14 protein-coding genes are annotated in these 13,267 nt (G+C 68.9%); 9 read left to right on the top strand and 5 right to left on the bottom strand.

What is annotated here, in order from left to right:
- Positions 1-103: 103 nt before the first annotated feature.
- Positions 104-910, top strand: coding sequence for a VOC family protein (locus tag KV203_RS10175; RefSeq protein WP_066470136.1), 807 nt, complete (start codon positions 104-106; stop codon positions 908-910).
- Between the two features lie 21 nt (positions 911-931).
- Here the strand turns inward: KV203_RS10175 and KV203_RS10170 are convergent, their stop codons facing one another.
- Entirely contained in the window at positions 932-1,681 is a 750-nt protein-coding gene (locus KV203_RS10170; RefSeq protein WP_066469783.1) for a hypothetical protein, read from the bottom strand.
- 66 nt (positions 1,682-1,747) lie between these two features.
- Here KV203_RS10170 and KV203_RS10165 point away from each other — a divergent pair, with 66 nt between their 5' ends.
- Genes KV203_RS10165 through KV203_RS10150 form a run of 4 tightly spaced genes read left to right on the top strand, consistent with a single transcriptional unit; the run spans position 1,748 to position 4,647 of the window.
- A complete protein-coding gene (locus KV203_RS10165; protein WP_066469793.1) occupies positions 1,748-2,587 on the top strand; it encodes a DUF3097 domain-containing protein in 840 nt (279 codons plus the stop codon).
- A 26-nt stretch (positions 2,588-2,613) separates the two neighbouring features.
- Entirely contained in the window at positions 2,614-3,045 is a 432-nt protein-coding gene (locus KV203_RS10160) for an NfeD family protein (RefSeq protein ID WP_066469811.1), read from the top strand.
- 1 nt (position 3,046) lies between these two features.
- Entirely contained in the window at positions 3,047-4,240 is a 1,194-nt protein-coding gene (locus tag KV203_RS10155) for an SPFH domain-containing protein (RefSeq protein ID WP_066469813.1), read from the top strand.
- A complete protein-coding gene (locus KV203_RS10150) occupies positions 4,237-4,647 on the top strand; it encodes an MmcQ/YjbR family DNA-binding protein (protein WP_066469815.1) in 411 nt (136 codons plus the stop codon). Before KV203_RS10155 ends, KV203_RS10150 begins: the two co-directional genes overlap by 4 nt.
- 4 nt (positions 4,648-4,651) lie before the next feature.
- On the opposite strand, the gene KV203_RS10145 is transcribed toward KV203_RS10150, so the two are convergent.
- Positions 4,652-5,536 (bottom strand): amidohydrolase family protein, encoded by an 885-nt coding sequence (locus KV203_RS10145; RefSeq protein WP_066469817.1) that lies wholly within the window; start codon positions 5,534-5,536, stop codon positions 4,652-4,654.
- A gap of 111 nt (positions 5,537-5,647) precedes the next feature.
- On the opposite strand from KV203_RS10145, the gene KV203_RS10140 reads away from it, so the two are divergent.
- Positions 5,648-6,436, top strand: a complete 789-nt coding sequence (locus KV203_RS10140) for an SDR family oxidoreductase (protein ID WP_066469821.1) — start codon at positions 5,648-5,650, stop codon at positions 6,434-6,436.
- Positions 6,437-6,488: 52 nt separating this feature from the next.
- Here the strand turns inward: KV203_RS10140 and KV203_RS10135 are convergent, their stop codons facing one another.
- From KV203_RS10135 to KV203_RS10125, 3 genes are read right to left on the bottom strand one after another with little or no spacing between them, the layout of a single operon-like run.
- A complete protein-coding gene (locus KV203_RS10135) occupies positions 6,489-6,866 on the bottom strand; it encodes a fluoride efflux transporter FluC (RefSeq protein ID WP_066469824.1) in 378 nt (125 codons plus the stop codon).
- Complete coding sequence (locus KV203_RS10130; protein ID WP_246600107.1) at positions 6,863-7,282, bottom strand: fluoride efflux transporter FluC; 420 nt, start codon at positions 7,280-7,282, stop codon at positions 6,863-6,865. The genes KV203_RS10135 and KV203_RS10130 overlap by 4 nt, the downstream gene beginning before the upstream one ends.
- Positions 7,279-7,971 (bottom strand): TVP38/TMEM64 family protein, encoded by a 693-nt coding sequence (locus KV203_RS10125; protein ID WP_066469827.1) that lies wholly within the window; start codon positions 7,969-7,971, stop codon positions 7,279-7,281. The genes KV203_RS10130 and KV203_RS10125 overlap by 4 nt, the downstream gene beginning before the upstream one ends.
- A gap of 121 nt (positions 7,972-8,092) precedes the next feature.
- Between KV203_RS10125 and KV203_RS10120 the strand changes: the two genes are divergently transcribed.
- The 3 genes from KV203_RS10120 to meaB are packed head-to-tail and all read left to right on the top strand — an operon-like array spanning position 8,093 to position 13,175.
- Positions 8,093-9,901, top strand: coding sequence for a methylmalonyl-CoA mutase family protein (locus KV203_RS10120; RefSeq protein WP_174522041.1), 1,809 nt, complete (start codon positions 8,093-8,095; stop codon positions 9,899-9,901).
- Positions 9,901-12,141: a methylmalonyl-CoA mutase gene (gene scpA, locus KV203_RS10115; protein ID WP_066469831.1), complete on the top strand. Its 2,241-nt coding sequence runs from the start codon at positions 9,901-9,903 to the stop codon at positions 12,139-12,141. The genes KV203_RS10120 and scpA overlap by 1 nt, the downstream gene beginning before the upstream one ends.
- Positions 12,138-13,175 carry a methylmalonyl Co-A mutase-associated GTPase MeaB gene (gene meaB, locus KV203_RS10110; RefSeq protein ID WP_066469833.1) on the top strand — a complete coding sequence of 346 codons (1,038 nt, stop codon included), beginning with the start codon at positions 12,138-12,140 and terminating at the stop codon, positions 13,173-13,175. The genes scpA and meaB overlap by 4 nt, the downstream gene beginning before the upstream one ends.
- Positions 13,176-13,267 lie beyond the last annotated feature (92 nt).

Raw genomic sequence — 13,267 nt, 5'->3', positions numbered from 1 at the left:
AGACTGCTCGGCGGGTGCGATTCGCGGTTCCGACCGGGGATCGATTCCGGATTGCCCTGGGCAATCACGTATGTCGCGAACGTCCGACTACCGAGGAGACATCATGCCTGTACGCCACGAGGTTTGGCCGGCCGGAACACCGAACTGGGTGGATCTGTCCGCGGCCGATCCTGCGAAAGCCGCCGAGTTCTACGCATCGCTGTTCGGCTGGACGAACGAAGCGTCCGGAGTGGAGTTCGGTGACTACATCATGAATTTCAAGGACGGCGAAGCGGTCGCCGGGATCGGTCCGAAGCCGGTTCCGGAGATGCCGGCGAACTGGTCGACCTACCTCGCATCCGACGATGCCGACGCCACCGCGACCGCGATCCAGGCGGCCGGCGGCACGCTGCAGATGGATCCGTTCGATGTGGGCGAGTTCGGCCGGATGTTCTTCGCGGTCGCGCCGGATGGGGCAAGCTTCGGTATCTGGCAGGCCAAGCAGCACACCGGCGCCACCCGGTACAACGAAGACGGCGCGCTGGCCTGGAACGAGCTGCACTCCAACGACCTGGATGCGGCCCGCGCGTTCTATACCGCCGTGTTCGGTTACGAATACGACGATCTCACCAACCCCGAGTTCACCTACTTCGTCGCCAAACGTGCCGGCGAGACCGCGGGTATCGGCGGTATGTGCGGCAACGAGATGGCGCCGCCCGGAACGCCGTCGCACTGGCTGACCTGGTTCGCCGCCGCCGACTGCGATGCCGCCACGGCACGTGCCGTCGAGCTCGGGGCGAATCAGCTGATGCCGCCGACGGACAGCCCGTTCGGCCGGATGTCCATCGTGGCCGGGTTGGAAGGGGAGATGTTCGGTCTGATCGACGTGGCCACCACGGTCGGTGAGATGCCGGACGCAGCCGGTTCCTGAATCGGCCGGCCCGCAGCCTGCTCAGAAGGCGTGTGCCGCGGCGGCGACCCGAGCGGTGCGGATCGCGTCCCACAACGGACGAGTGACGTCCGCGTGAGTTGCTTGGGCCGCCGCCGACGGCGGTGCCGCCGCCGGCGTCCGCTCCGCGACGGTCAGGATGGCCGCCACATGGTCGGCCGTGGTGAGTACGCGACGGGCGCGCGGTGACATCTTCTCCGGGTACTGGTGGTACGCCATGCGGTCGAGCTCCACCTCGACCTCCCGACGCGGATCGAAGCCGGGATAGCCGGGGCCACGCAGCTCGGCCAGGGCGTCGGCGGCCGTACGGACCGCGTCGCGCATCTGATACTCGGCCTCGCCGAGGCCGACGTCGATCGGCGGGGTGTCCGGTACCCGCACCGTGAAGTGCGCCCAGCCGAGTACGTCGTGCTGGTCGTGACGAGGTACCAGGCCTACTCCGATGGAGCCGGGGGAGCCGGCCAGCACCCCTTCGCCGGCGGTCATCGCCGCGACGGCAAACGACGACCCGGCCGGTAGCCCACGCGAGTCCCCGGGGACCGGTAGCAGCAGGCGCGCTCCCGGGGCGTTGCGGAGTAGCCGGAGCAGCTCCGTGCTGCCGATATCGGTCGATTCGGTTCCGATGCGGTCGCCGGCGAGCACGAACTGGCTCGGCGCCCAGGCGTGCAGCGCGGCGAGCAGATCGTCCGGTGCGCAGGCACCGGCCTGCCACGCGGACGTCCACACGGCGAGTGTCGTGCTGGGAGTGCACATAACGATCGAGGATAGGGCGGCGTGGCGAGCGGTGCGCACCGTCCGGTCCACCTACCGTGAATCGGCGTGTCATCTCGTTCCGGTTACGGCGACATCTTCGCCGGTCACGCTCGCACCAAGCGCACCCCGGTGCCCCGGGTGGCGGCCACCCCCGATCTCGTGGTCGAAGATGCCGAGGGGGGCTTCTGTGGCGCGGTGGTCGGGTTCGATCGCAGTTACGACGGGGAGTTCGTCAAGCTGGAAGACGCGCAGGGTCGAGTTCGGCTGTTCGCGCTGCGCGAAGCGGCGTTCCTGATCGACGGCAAGCCCGTCACACTGGTCCGCCCGGTCACCCGGCCGGCGGCACCGGAATCCGCTCGATCCGCGTCCGGCTCCACCCGGGTTGCCGGCCTGCGCGCGAAAGTGGCCTTACCCAGCCGAATCTGGGTCGAAGGGGTGCACGACGCCGCGCTCGTCGAGCGAGTCTGGGGGCATGACCTGCGGGTGGAAGGGGTGGTGGTCGAACATCTGGCGGGCCTGGACAACCTGGCCGACCGGCTGGCCGAGTTCCGGCCCGGACCCGGGCGTCGGGTCGGCGTGCTGGTCGACCACCTGGTGACCGGCTCGAAAGAGACCGGGCTGACGGCGGGTCTGGGGCCCGACGTGCTCGTCACCGGCCACCCCTACATCGACGTCTGGGAGGCGGTACGGCCGGCGGCGGTCGGCATCGCCGAATGGCCGCGAGTGCCCCGTGGCGAGGACTGGAAAACGGGGGTCTGCCGACGACTCGGCTGGGGCACCCCACAGGACGGCTGGCGCCGGGTGTACGGCGCGGTAACGAGCTTCCGCGACCTGGAGGCGCCGTTGATCGGGGCGGTCGAACGGCTGGTCGATTTCGTGACGATCGACAATTTGTCCGGTTCGTAGCGGACTCCGGGCCGTACAGTATAAGGGTGAGCGCGTGGATCTGGCTGATAGCGGGCATTTTGCTGGTCGCTGCCGAAGCGCTGACCGGTGATCTGGTTCTGCTCATGCTCGGCGGCGCTGCGCTGGCCACGGCCGGAGTCACAGCGGTCACCGACCTGCCGGTCGTCGTCGACGCGCTGATCTTCGGTTGTGCCGCACTGCTGTTGCTGCTCGGTGTCCGGCCGCAGTTGCAGCGCCGGTTCGGGGCGCCGCCGCCCACGCCGACCAACGTTGCCGCATTGCCCGGCCGATCTGCGCTCGTGCTCGAAGACGTCGGGGCACACCAAGGCCAGGTCCGGCTGGACGGGGACGTATGGACCGCCCGGCCGCTGGACGAATCCGAGGTGTACCCGGCCGGAAGTACCGTCACCGTGATGAAGATCGACGGAGCGACCGCCGTCGTCTGGAAAGGTGCCTGAGATGGCTGTCTCCGCGCTCGTGCTGCTGCTCGCGCTGGTCCTGTTGGTGGCGGTGGTGGTGTTCAAATCGGTGGCTCTGGTGCCACAGGCCGAGGCTGCGGTGATCGAACGGCTGGGACGTTATTCCCGCACCGTCTCGGGTCAGTTGACTTTCCTGGTGCCGTTCGTCGACCGTATCCGGGCCAAGGTCGACCTGCGTGAGCGGGTGGTGTCCTTCCCGCCGCAACCGGTGATCACCCAGGACAACCTGACCCTGCATATCGACACCGTCGTCTACTTCCAGGTGACCAGCCCGCAGTCGGCGGTCTACGAGATCAGCAACTACATCGCCGCGGTCGAACAGCTCACGGTGACCACGTTGCGCAACGTGGTCGGCGGCATGACCCTGGAAGAGACGCTCACCTCGCGCGACCAGATCAACGGCCAGCTACGGGGCGTGCTGGACGAGGCCACCGGCCGCTGGGGGTTGCGGGTCGCCCGGGTGGAGCTCAAGAGCATCGATCCGCCGCCGTCGATCCAGGAATCGATGGAGAAGCAGATGAAGGCCGATCGGGAGAAGCGGGCGATGATCCTGACCGCCGAGGGCACCCGGGAAGCCTCGATCAAGACCGCCGAGGGGCAGAAGCAAAGCCAGATCCTGTCCGCCGAGGGCGCCAAGCAATCCGCCATTTTGTCCGCCGAGGGCGAGCGGCAGGCGCGGATCCTGCGCGCGCAGGGCGAGCGGGCCGCGAGCTATCTGCAGGCACAGGGGCAGGCGAAGGCGATCGAGAAAGTCTTCGCGGCAATCAAATCCGGTAAGCCCACGCCGGAGCTGCTCGCGTATCAGTATCTGCAGACGCTGCCGCAGATGGCCCAGGGTGATGCGAACAAGGTGTGGCTGGTGCCGAGTGATTTCGGTGATGCGCTGAAGGGCTTCGCCAAGACCCTCGGCGCGCCCGGTCAGGACGGCGTGTTCCGCTACGAGCCGAGCGACGACAGCGCTGATCATTCTCGCCCGGAGGATGATTCGGACGAGGTTGCAGACTGGTTCGACACCACCACCGACCCGGCCATCGAACAGGCGGTACGGGCTGCCGAGGCCGATGCGCGCAAGCCGGTCGACGGGCCGGACGAGTATCGCGCGTTGCCCTACGACGATCCGGCCGGCTTGCCCGCCACGGCGACCTACCAGCAGGATCCGCACCGGTCGAGGTGAGCCATCCGGCGCGATTCGACCCGGACGACCCGCTGCTCGCTCGACTGCGGGCGGTGTGCCTGCGTTTCCCCGGAGCGGGTGAGAAGATCTCGCACGGCCGGCCGAACTTCTTCACCCGCAAGATCTTTGCCGGGTACGGCGCGGTCGAGAAAGGGGCGCACTCGTCGGATCGGTGGGCCCGGTCGGTGGTGATCCTGCCCGACTCGGCCGAACGCGAAGCGCTGCTGGCGGATCCGCGATTCTTCCGTCCGGGCTACCTCGGCGCCTACGGCTGGATCGGGCTCGATCTGCAGTCGGCCGAGCCGGACTGGGACGAGATCACCGAGCTGGTCGATGCCTCGTATCGCAACACCGCGTCCCGCACCTTGATCGCCGAACTGGACCGATCATCGTCGCCACAGATATAGCCTTTCACTGGGTGAGCTCGAGTCCGAACAGTCGCGCAGCGTTGTCGTAACAGACCCCGCGCAGCCAGTCGTCGCCGAGGTCCAGGCGTTCCAGTGCGGCCAGTGCGGACCGATAGGTATAGGGAATGTTCGGGAAGTCGCTGCCCCACAGGATCTTTCCACGCAGATCGAGTAGCCGACGGCGTTCCTCCGGCGGGAACGGTGTCTGCGCCTCGCTGAAGTCGGTGAACGCCATCGTGGTGTCCAGCATGACCCGCGGGTACCGCTGCGCCAGGTCGAGGAACTCGCGGTACTCCGGTAACCCCATGTGCGCCACGATCAATGCCAGATTCGGGTGCCGGGCGAGCACCTGCGCGATCGGCTCGGGCCCGGTGAACCGTCCGGGCGCGGGTCCGGAGCCGCAGTGGATCACGATCGGCACACCGGCGTCGGCCAGGCACCCCCAGACCGGGTCGAGCAGCGGATCGCATGGGTCGTAGTCGCCGACCTGGATGTGCGCCTTGAATACTCGGGCGCCGGCGGCGACCGCTTCGGCCACGTAGTCGGCCGCACCCGGTTCCGGGTAGAAGGTGGCCGTATGCAGACAGGCGGGCACCCGCGCGGCGAAGTCACCGGCCCAGCCGTTGAGCCAAGCGGCCATGTGCGGTTTGTGCGGGTACAGCATCGAGGTGAACGCGCGGACCCCGAACGCGGTCAGCAGCGCCACCCGGGCGTCCTCGTCGCCGCGGTAGGAGATCGGCCACGGTCGGCCGAGCATCGGGCCGGCCGCGTCGAAGTAGGCCCACACCTTGTCCATCACCGATCGCGGCATGAAGTGGGTGTGCACGTCGATCAGCCCGGGAAGGTTCAGCGCCTGCCAGAACTCGACCACCGAGGTCGTCTCGGTCACGTGTTCCGGGGTCCCTGCAGTCGTCCGAGCTGGAGTCACCGGCGCATTATTCCGCAACCGCCGAACCGCCGAACCGCCGATCTTGCGGTCGATGCGGGCTATGGTGCGGCAATGCTGATGGATCGGTTCGGACTGCCCGGACGAGTCGCGGTCGTCACCGGCGCGGGACGCGGGCTCGGCGCGGCCATCGCCCGTGGTCTTGCCGACGCCGGCGCGGAGGTGTTGATCGCGGCGCGGACCGAGTCCGATCTCGCGGTGACGGCCGAGGCGGTGCGGCAGGCGGGTTCCGCAGCCGAGATCGTGGTCGCGGACTTGTCCGACCCGGAGAACGCCGCGGCATTGGCCGACCGCGCCGTCGAGCGGTTCGGCCGACTCGACATCGTGGTGAACAACGTGGGCGGCACCGCGCCGAAACCCTTTCTGGACACCACCGCCGACGACCTGGCTAACGCGTTCGTGTTCAACGTGGGGACCGGGCACGCGCTGCTCCGCGCCGCCGTACCGCACCTGCTGAGGTCCGACGGCGCGTCGGTGATCAACATCAGCTCGGCGATGGGGCGGTTTCCCGGTCGCGCGTTCCTCGGCTACGCCACCGCGAAAGCGGCACTATCGCACTACACGCGCACTGCTGCGGCGGACCTGGCACCGAAGATCCGGGTGAACGCGATCGCCCCCGGCGCGATCCTGACCTCGGCGCTGGACGTGGTCGCCGGCAACGAGGCGTTGCGGACCGCAATGGAACAGGCCACACCCCTGCGCCGGCTCGGCGACCCGGACGACGTTGCCGCAGCCGCGGTTTTTCTCGCGTCTCCGGCATCCGGCTACCTGACCGGCAAGGTGCTCGAGGTGGACGGGGGGCTGACCGCGCCCAACCTCACCATTCCGCTGCCCGATTTGTGATGTACCGCCGGATGAGCGGTCACCGGGTGGAATCCGGTCGGTCCCCGAAAGCTCAGATCAGCGCGCCGAGCCGGAGACCCGCACCGGCCAGGGCGGTGGCGGCGATCAGCGTGCCGACGCCGTAGCCGACCGCGCTGGACCGCCGGCCCTGCTGGACCAACCGGACGGTTTCGTAACTGGCGGTGGAGAAGGTGGTGTAGCCGCCGAGAAAGCCGGTGCCGACCACCACCTGCCAGGCGTCCGGCAGTGTGTGTGCGATCACCAGGCCGGAGATCAGCCCGAGCAGCAGCGAGCCGCTGAGGTTGATCAGGGCGGTGGCCCAGACGATGGCGTGGTCGGTGTGGGCTCGGACCAGTCCGTCCAGCGCCACGCGAGCCGTGGCGCCGAGACCGCCGGCCAGCGCGAGTGCGCCGAACAGAGCCGGTGTCATCGGCGTTCCCGGCCGGGCCGATGGGTCGCGCTGCCGGCCGCGATCCCGAGCCACGTGGCGACCGCGCCGCCGAGCAGCGTCGCCGCCGCGTAGCCGATGCCCGATGCCACGGCACCGTCGTCGATCAGTTCGGCGGTGGCGACGGCCAGCGCGCTGTAAGTGGTGAACCCGCCGAGTACCCCGGCGCCGAGCAACAGCCGTGCCGCACGGCGGCGGCCGAGATCGGGGCCGCGACGGGTTATCGCATCGAGGAGGAAGCCCAGGGCGAACGCCCCGACGACGTTGATCGCCAGGATCGGATACGGGACGCCGCGGCCGGTGGGGAATGCCAGGCTCAACCCCTCCCGGGCCGCGGTCCCGACCGTGCCGCCGACGAAAACCAACGCGAGCAGCCGCGGTTGCCGATATATCGTCACCGTAGTGTGGCGGGGGTTTCCGGAGCCGGAATCGCCGGTCGGTCGGACATCGGATCGACGCCGAGTCGGGCGTCCAGAACCAGACCGAGCAGCCCGATCGCCGCGCAGCTGAACGAAAGGGCGAGGAGACCCGGCTCGACCTCACCGGTGAGCGCATCGCCCAGCACCACCACGCCGACGGTTCCCGGGATCAGCCCGACCACGGTCGCGGCGAAGAAGGGCAGGAATCGGATCGAGGAGACCGCACTGCAGTAATTCACGATCGAGAACGGCACCGCACCGATCAGCCGCAGCGAGCCGACCGCCAGCCAGCCCCGCTGAGCCAGCCGTCGGTCGACGGCCGTGGCCAGGGGATGGGTCAGCCGATGGCCGACAGCCGCCCGGCCGAACCGGCGGACGCCGACGAATGCGATCGCCGCACCGGTAGCCGAAGCGGCTACCGCCACCGACACGCCGGTGATCGGACCGAACAGCAAACCGGCGGTAAGGGTGAACAGGGTTCGCGGGATCGGCGCCACGATGATCAGTGCATAGGCCAGGAAGAACCAGACCGGAAACCACGGTCCGGCCGTCAGTGCCCAGTCCCGGACCTGGCCCGGGCCGGGCAGCGGGGTCAGCGTGGCCAGCAGGACAAGGACCGCGCCGACTACTACCGCCGCGAGCAACCGGGTATCGCGGAGTGGACGCATCGGCTCAGCGTACCGACCCGTAACGTCGGGTTCGAAGTGACAACAGGCGCCCTCCACCCTCCTGCCGGCGAGGATGCCGGGGCTAGCATGGCTCGAAAGCGACGACGGGAGGCCGACGGCGATGTCGAGCGAGGCGACCACAGCCGGGTATGCGCAATGGCGGCAGGCCGTGGCCGGAGTGCTGGCGAAGGCGCGGCGGGTCGATCCTGCCGAGTTGCCGGAGCACCCGGAAGAGTTGCTCGCCGCCGCTACCTACGACGGTGTACCGGTGGCTCCGCTGTACACCCGCGCCGACGAGCGCGCCGAGCAACCGCTCCCGGGGACGTTCCCGTTCGTCCGGGGTGGCGATGGAGCTCGGGACCCGCTGCGCGGCTGGCGGGTGAGCGCCCGATTCGCCGGCGCCGATCCGACCGCCTTGAACACCGAGATCCTGACCGCGTTGAACAACGGGGTCAGCGCGATCTGGTTGGCGACCGCGCCGGACGCGATCTCGACCGCGCTGGACGGGGTGTTGTTCGACCTGGTGCCGGTGACCCTGGCGGCCGGCCCGGATACTGCCACGGCAGCGGCGCTGCTCGACGTTGCACCGGACCGGGCCGACGTGCAGCTCTGCCTCGGAACCGCCCCGCTGACCAGCACCTTTGCCGGAGTTCCGGACGTCGACCTGCGCGCGGCGGTCGAGCTGGCCACCCGCGCCACCCGCCGAACCGCGCGCGTCCGGACGATCGTCGTCGACGGCACCGCGTTCCACGACGCAGGTGCCGCCGACTCGGAGGAACTCGGTGCGGCCGCAGCAGCCGGGCTGGAGTACCTGCGCGCGCTCACCGGTGCCGGCATGACGATCGGCCAGGCTCTCGGCCAGCTGGAGTTCCGCTTCGCCGCCACCGACGACCAGTTTCGGACCATCGCCAAGTTTCGTGCCGGGCGACAGATCTGGGCCCGGATATCGCAGGTGTGCGGCGCGTCGGATGCCGGTAATGCACCGCAACACGCCGTGTCGTCGGCGGCGATGCTGACCACCCGGGACCCGTGGGTCAATCTGCTCCGGGGAGCCCTGGCCGCCTTCGGCGCCGGAATCGGCGGCGCGGATACCGTCACCGTCCTCCCGTTCGATGCCGCGCTCGCGCCGGGCGCCTTGGACGTCACCCCGGAGTTCGCGGCCCGGATGGCGCGCAACACCCAGCTGCTGTTGCTGGAGGAGTCGCACCTGGGCCGGGTCGCCGACCCGGCCGCCGGATCCTGGTTCGTCGAAGACCTGACCGCAACGCTGGCCGCGCAGGCCTGGGCATTCCTGCAGCGGATCGAGGCGGCCGGGGGTTACCAGGCAGCGCTCGGGTCCGGCGTGATCGGCGACGTGATCGGCGCGACCGCAGCTACCCGGGCCGACGACATAGCGCACCGCCGGACCGCCGTTACCGGGGTGAACGAGTTCCCGAACCTCGCCGAGCCGGCGCAACCCGCCGACGCCGAGATTCCGCTGGCCGGAGTTGCCCGCTACGGCGCCGCTTTCGAGGCGCTGCGCGACCGATCCGACAAGTACCTGGCAACGCACGGCGCTCGGCCACAAGCGGTCCTGATCCCGCTCGGTCCGGTGGCCGAGCACACGGCCCGGGTGACGTTCGCCACCAACCTGCTGGCCTCCGGCGGGATCGAGACGGTCGATCCCGGTCCGCTGACGATCGACGATATCGCTTCGGCAGCAACGGAATCGGGCGCAGCGGTGGCGGTTGTCTGTGGGTCGGACCGGCGCTACGGCGCGGAAGCGGCCCCGGCCACGGCCGCATTGCGCGCGGCCGGGGTGGGCACGGTGCTGCTGGCCGGCCCGGAAAAAGCGTTCGGTACGGCCGAGCCACGTCCGGACGGTTTTCTCACATTGCGGATCGACGCGGTGTCGACCTTGGCCGAGTTGCTGACGAAGGCAGGTGCGTGATGACCCGGACGGTGGAACATCTGATCGGCAGCTTCGCCGACGTGCCACTGCACGATCCGAGCTTTCCGACGCCGGCGCCGCCGAGCGCCGAGCAGGTGCGCGCCGTGATCGACGCGCAGGCGCAGGCACACGGACACAGCGCGGAGCACCTGGTCTGGGCGACACCGGAGGGGATCGACGTCGCCCCGGTCTACACCCGCGCGGACCGCGACGCCGCGGTGGCCGCCGGATACCCGTTGGACAGCATGCCGGGCGCGGCACCGTTCATCCGCGGGCCCTACCCGACGATGTATGTCAACCAGCCCTGGACGATTCGACAGTATGCCGGATTTTCCACCGCGGCCGATTCCAATGCGTTCTACCGGCGCAACCTGTCGGCCGGCCAGAAGGGTCTGTCGGTGGCGTTCGACCTGGCCACCCACCGGGGCTACGACTCGGACCACCCGCGGGTGACCGGCGACGTCGGGATGGCCGGTGTGGCGATCGACTCGATCCTGGATATGCGTCAGCTGTTCGACCACATTCCGCTCGACCAGGTGTCGGTCTCGATGACGATGAACGGCGCCGTGCTGCCGATTCTCGCGCTGTATGTGGTGGCCGCCGAGGAACAGGGGGTGACACCGCAGCAACTGGCCGGAACCATTCAGAACGACATCCTCAAGGAGTTCATGGTCCGCAACACCTACATCTATCCGCCGAAGCCGTCGATGCGGATAATCTCCGACATTTTCTCCTACACCAGCGCGAATATGCCGAAGTTCAACTCGATCTCGATCTCCGGTTATCACATTCAGGAGGCCGGAGCGACGGCGGATCTCGAGTTGGCCTACACCCTGGCCGACGGCGTGGAGTACATCCGGGCCGGACGGGCCGCCGGTATGGACGTCGACGCGTTCGCACCCCGCTTGTCGTTCTTCTGGGGCATCGGGATGAACTTCTTCATGGAGGTCGCGAAGCTGCGCGCGGGCCGATTGTTGTGGAGCGAACTGGTCGGCCAGTTTGACCCGAAGAGCGCGAAATCGCTCTCGCTGCGGACACATTCGCAGACGTCCGGCTGGTCGTTGACCGCGCAGGACCCGTACAACAACGTGGCGCGTACCTGTATCGAGGCGATGGCCGCCACCCAGGGACACACCCAGTCGTTGCACACCAACGCCCTCGACGAGGCGATCGCACTGCCCACCGACTTCTCCGCCCGGATCGCGCGCAATACCCAGCTGCTGCTGCAGCAGGAGTCGGGCACCACCCGGCCGATCGATCCGTGGGGCGGCTCCTACTACCTGGAGTGGCTCACCCACCGGTTGGCCGAGCGCGCTCGAGCACACATCGCCGAGGTGGAGCGGCTCGGCGGGATGGCACAGGCGATCGCCGAGGGCATCCCGAAGCTGCGGATCGAGGAGGCCGCGGCCCGCACCCAGGCCCGGATCGACACCGGGCAACAGCCGGTGGTCGGGGTGAACAGCTATCGGGTGGACGACGACTCCCAGATCGATGTGCTGAAGGTGGACAACAGCCGCGTCCGCACCGAACAGCTCGCGAAACTGGACCGGCTGCGCGCCGAGCGAGATGGCGCCGCGGTGACCCGAGCGCTGGACGCGCTGACCGCCGCTGCCGAGTCCGGGACCGGGAACCTGCTGGCGGCGGCGATCGACGCGGCGCGGGCCAAGGCCACGGTCGGTGAGATTTCCGACGCGTTGGAACGGGTATACGGTCGTCACCAGGCGGAGATCCGTACCCTCACCGGGGTGTATTCCGACGAGGCCGGGCCCGGTGGAAATATGACCGCCGCGAGCGACCTGGTTGCGCGGTTCGGCGAGGACGAGGGTCGTCGACCGCGCATCCTGGTCGCGAAGATGGGTCAGGACGGGCACGACCGCGGACAGAAGGTGATCGCGACCGCGTTTGCCGACCTGGGTTTCGACGTGGATGTGGGTCCGCTGTTTGCAACGCCGGGAGAAGTCGCGCAGCAGGCGGTGGACAACGACGTGCACGTCGTCGGGGTGAACTCACTGGCGGCGGGCCATCTCACCCTGGTGCCGGCGCTGCGGCAGGCACTGGCCGACGCCGGCCGTCCGGAGATCATGATCGTGGTAGGTGGGGTGATTCCGCCCGGCGACTTCGAGGCCCTGTACGCCGCCGGCGCGGCGGCGATCTTCCCACCGGGCACGGTGATCGCGGACGCGGCGATCGGCCTGCTGGAGAAGCTGCGCGCCGAGCTGGGTCACGCCGACACCGAATGAGCCGGCGAGTCGGGCCGCCCGACGTCGAAACGCTCGCCACGGCGATCCGGGCCGGGGACCGTGCGGGGCTGGCGCGGGCGATCACGTTGGTGGAATCGACCCGGGCCGATCATCGGCTGGCGGCCCAGCAACTGCTGCTGCGGGTCCAGCCCGACACGGACGGCGGCGCGGCGGCGCTATCACACCGGGTCGGGATCACCGGCGTGCCGGGCGTAGGCAAATCGACGTTCATCGACACCCTCGGCATGCACCTGCTCGCCGGCGGGCACCGGGTGGCGGTCCTGGCGGTAGACCCGTCGTCCACCCGTACCGGTGGCTCGATCCTCGGCGACAAGACGCGAATGGCCCGGTTGGCAGTCGAGCCGAACGCCTATATCCGGCCCTCGCCGACGGCAGGCACGCTCGGCGGGGTGGCGAAGGCAACCCGGGAAACCATCGTGTTGCTGGAAGCGGCCGGCTACGACGTGATCATCGTCGAGACGGTCGGCGTCGGGCAGTCCGAGGTGACCGTGGCGAACATGGTCGACATCTTCTGCTTCCTCACCTTGGCCCGCACCGGCGACCAGCTGCAAGGGATCAAGAAGGGGGTGCTCGAGCTGGCGGATCTGGTCGCGGTGAACAAAGCCGACGGCAAACACGTGCACGAAGCGCAGTCGGCGGCCCGGGAACTGTCCGGAGCATTGCGCCTGATCCACTCCCGCGACGCGCTCTGGCGGCCCCCGGTGCTCACCATGAGCGGACTGGAAGGCGCCGGCCTGACCGATTTCTGGGCCGAAGTCGAGCGGCATCGCGACGTGCTCACCGGGGCCGGGGAGTTCGCCGAGAAGCGTCGCCGCCAGCAGGTCGACTGGACTTGGACGATGGTGCACGACCAGTTGCTGCAGCGGCTCGACGACAATTCGGCGGTCCGCGAAATCCGGGCCGCGGTGGAACAACAGGTGCGCGACGGTTCGCTCACCCCGGCGCTGGCGGCGCAACGGTTGCTGTCCGCATTCGACAATCGACCGCTCCGAGTACCCGGCCCGACCCGATAAAACGTGGAATATCCTGTACAGGAGATTCCTCGTAAAAAGGGGTACGGGTGGGACTGACGTGTCCCCTGTGAATGAGTCCGTCTGGTTTTAGA

Origin of the sequence: Skermania piniformis (assembly GCF_019285775.1) — a bacterium.
In the GTDB taxonomy this organism is placed as follows: domain Bacteria; phylum Actinomycetota; class Actinomycetes; order Mycobacteriales; family Mycobacteriaceae; genus Skermania; species Skermania pinensis.
The sequence above is the reverse complement of the archived record's forward strand: the minus strand, read 5'-3'. Positions and strand labels throughout refer to the sequence as shown.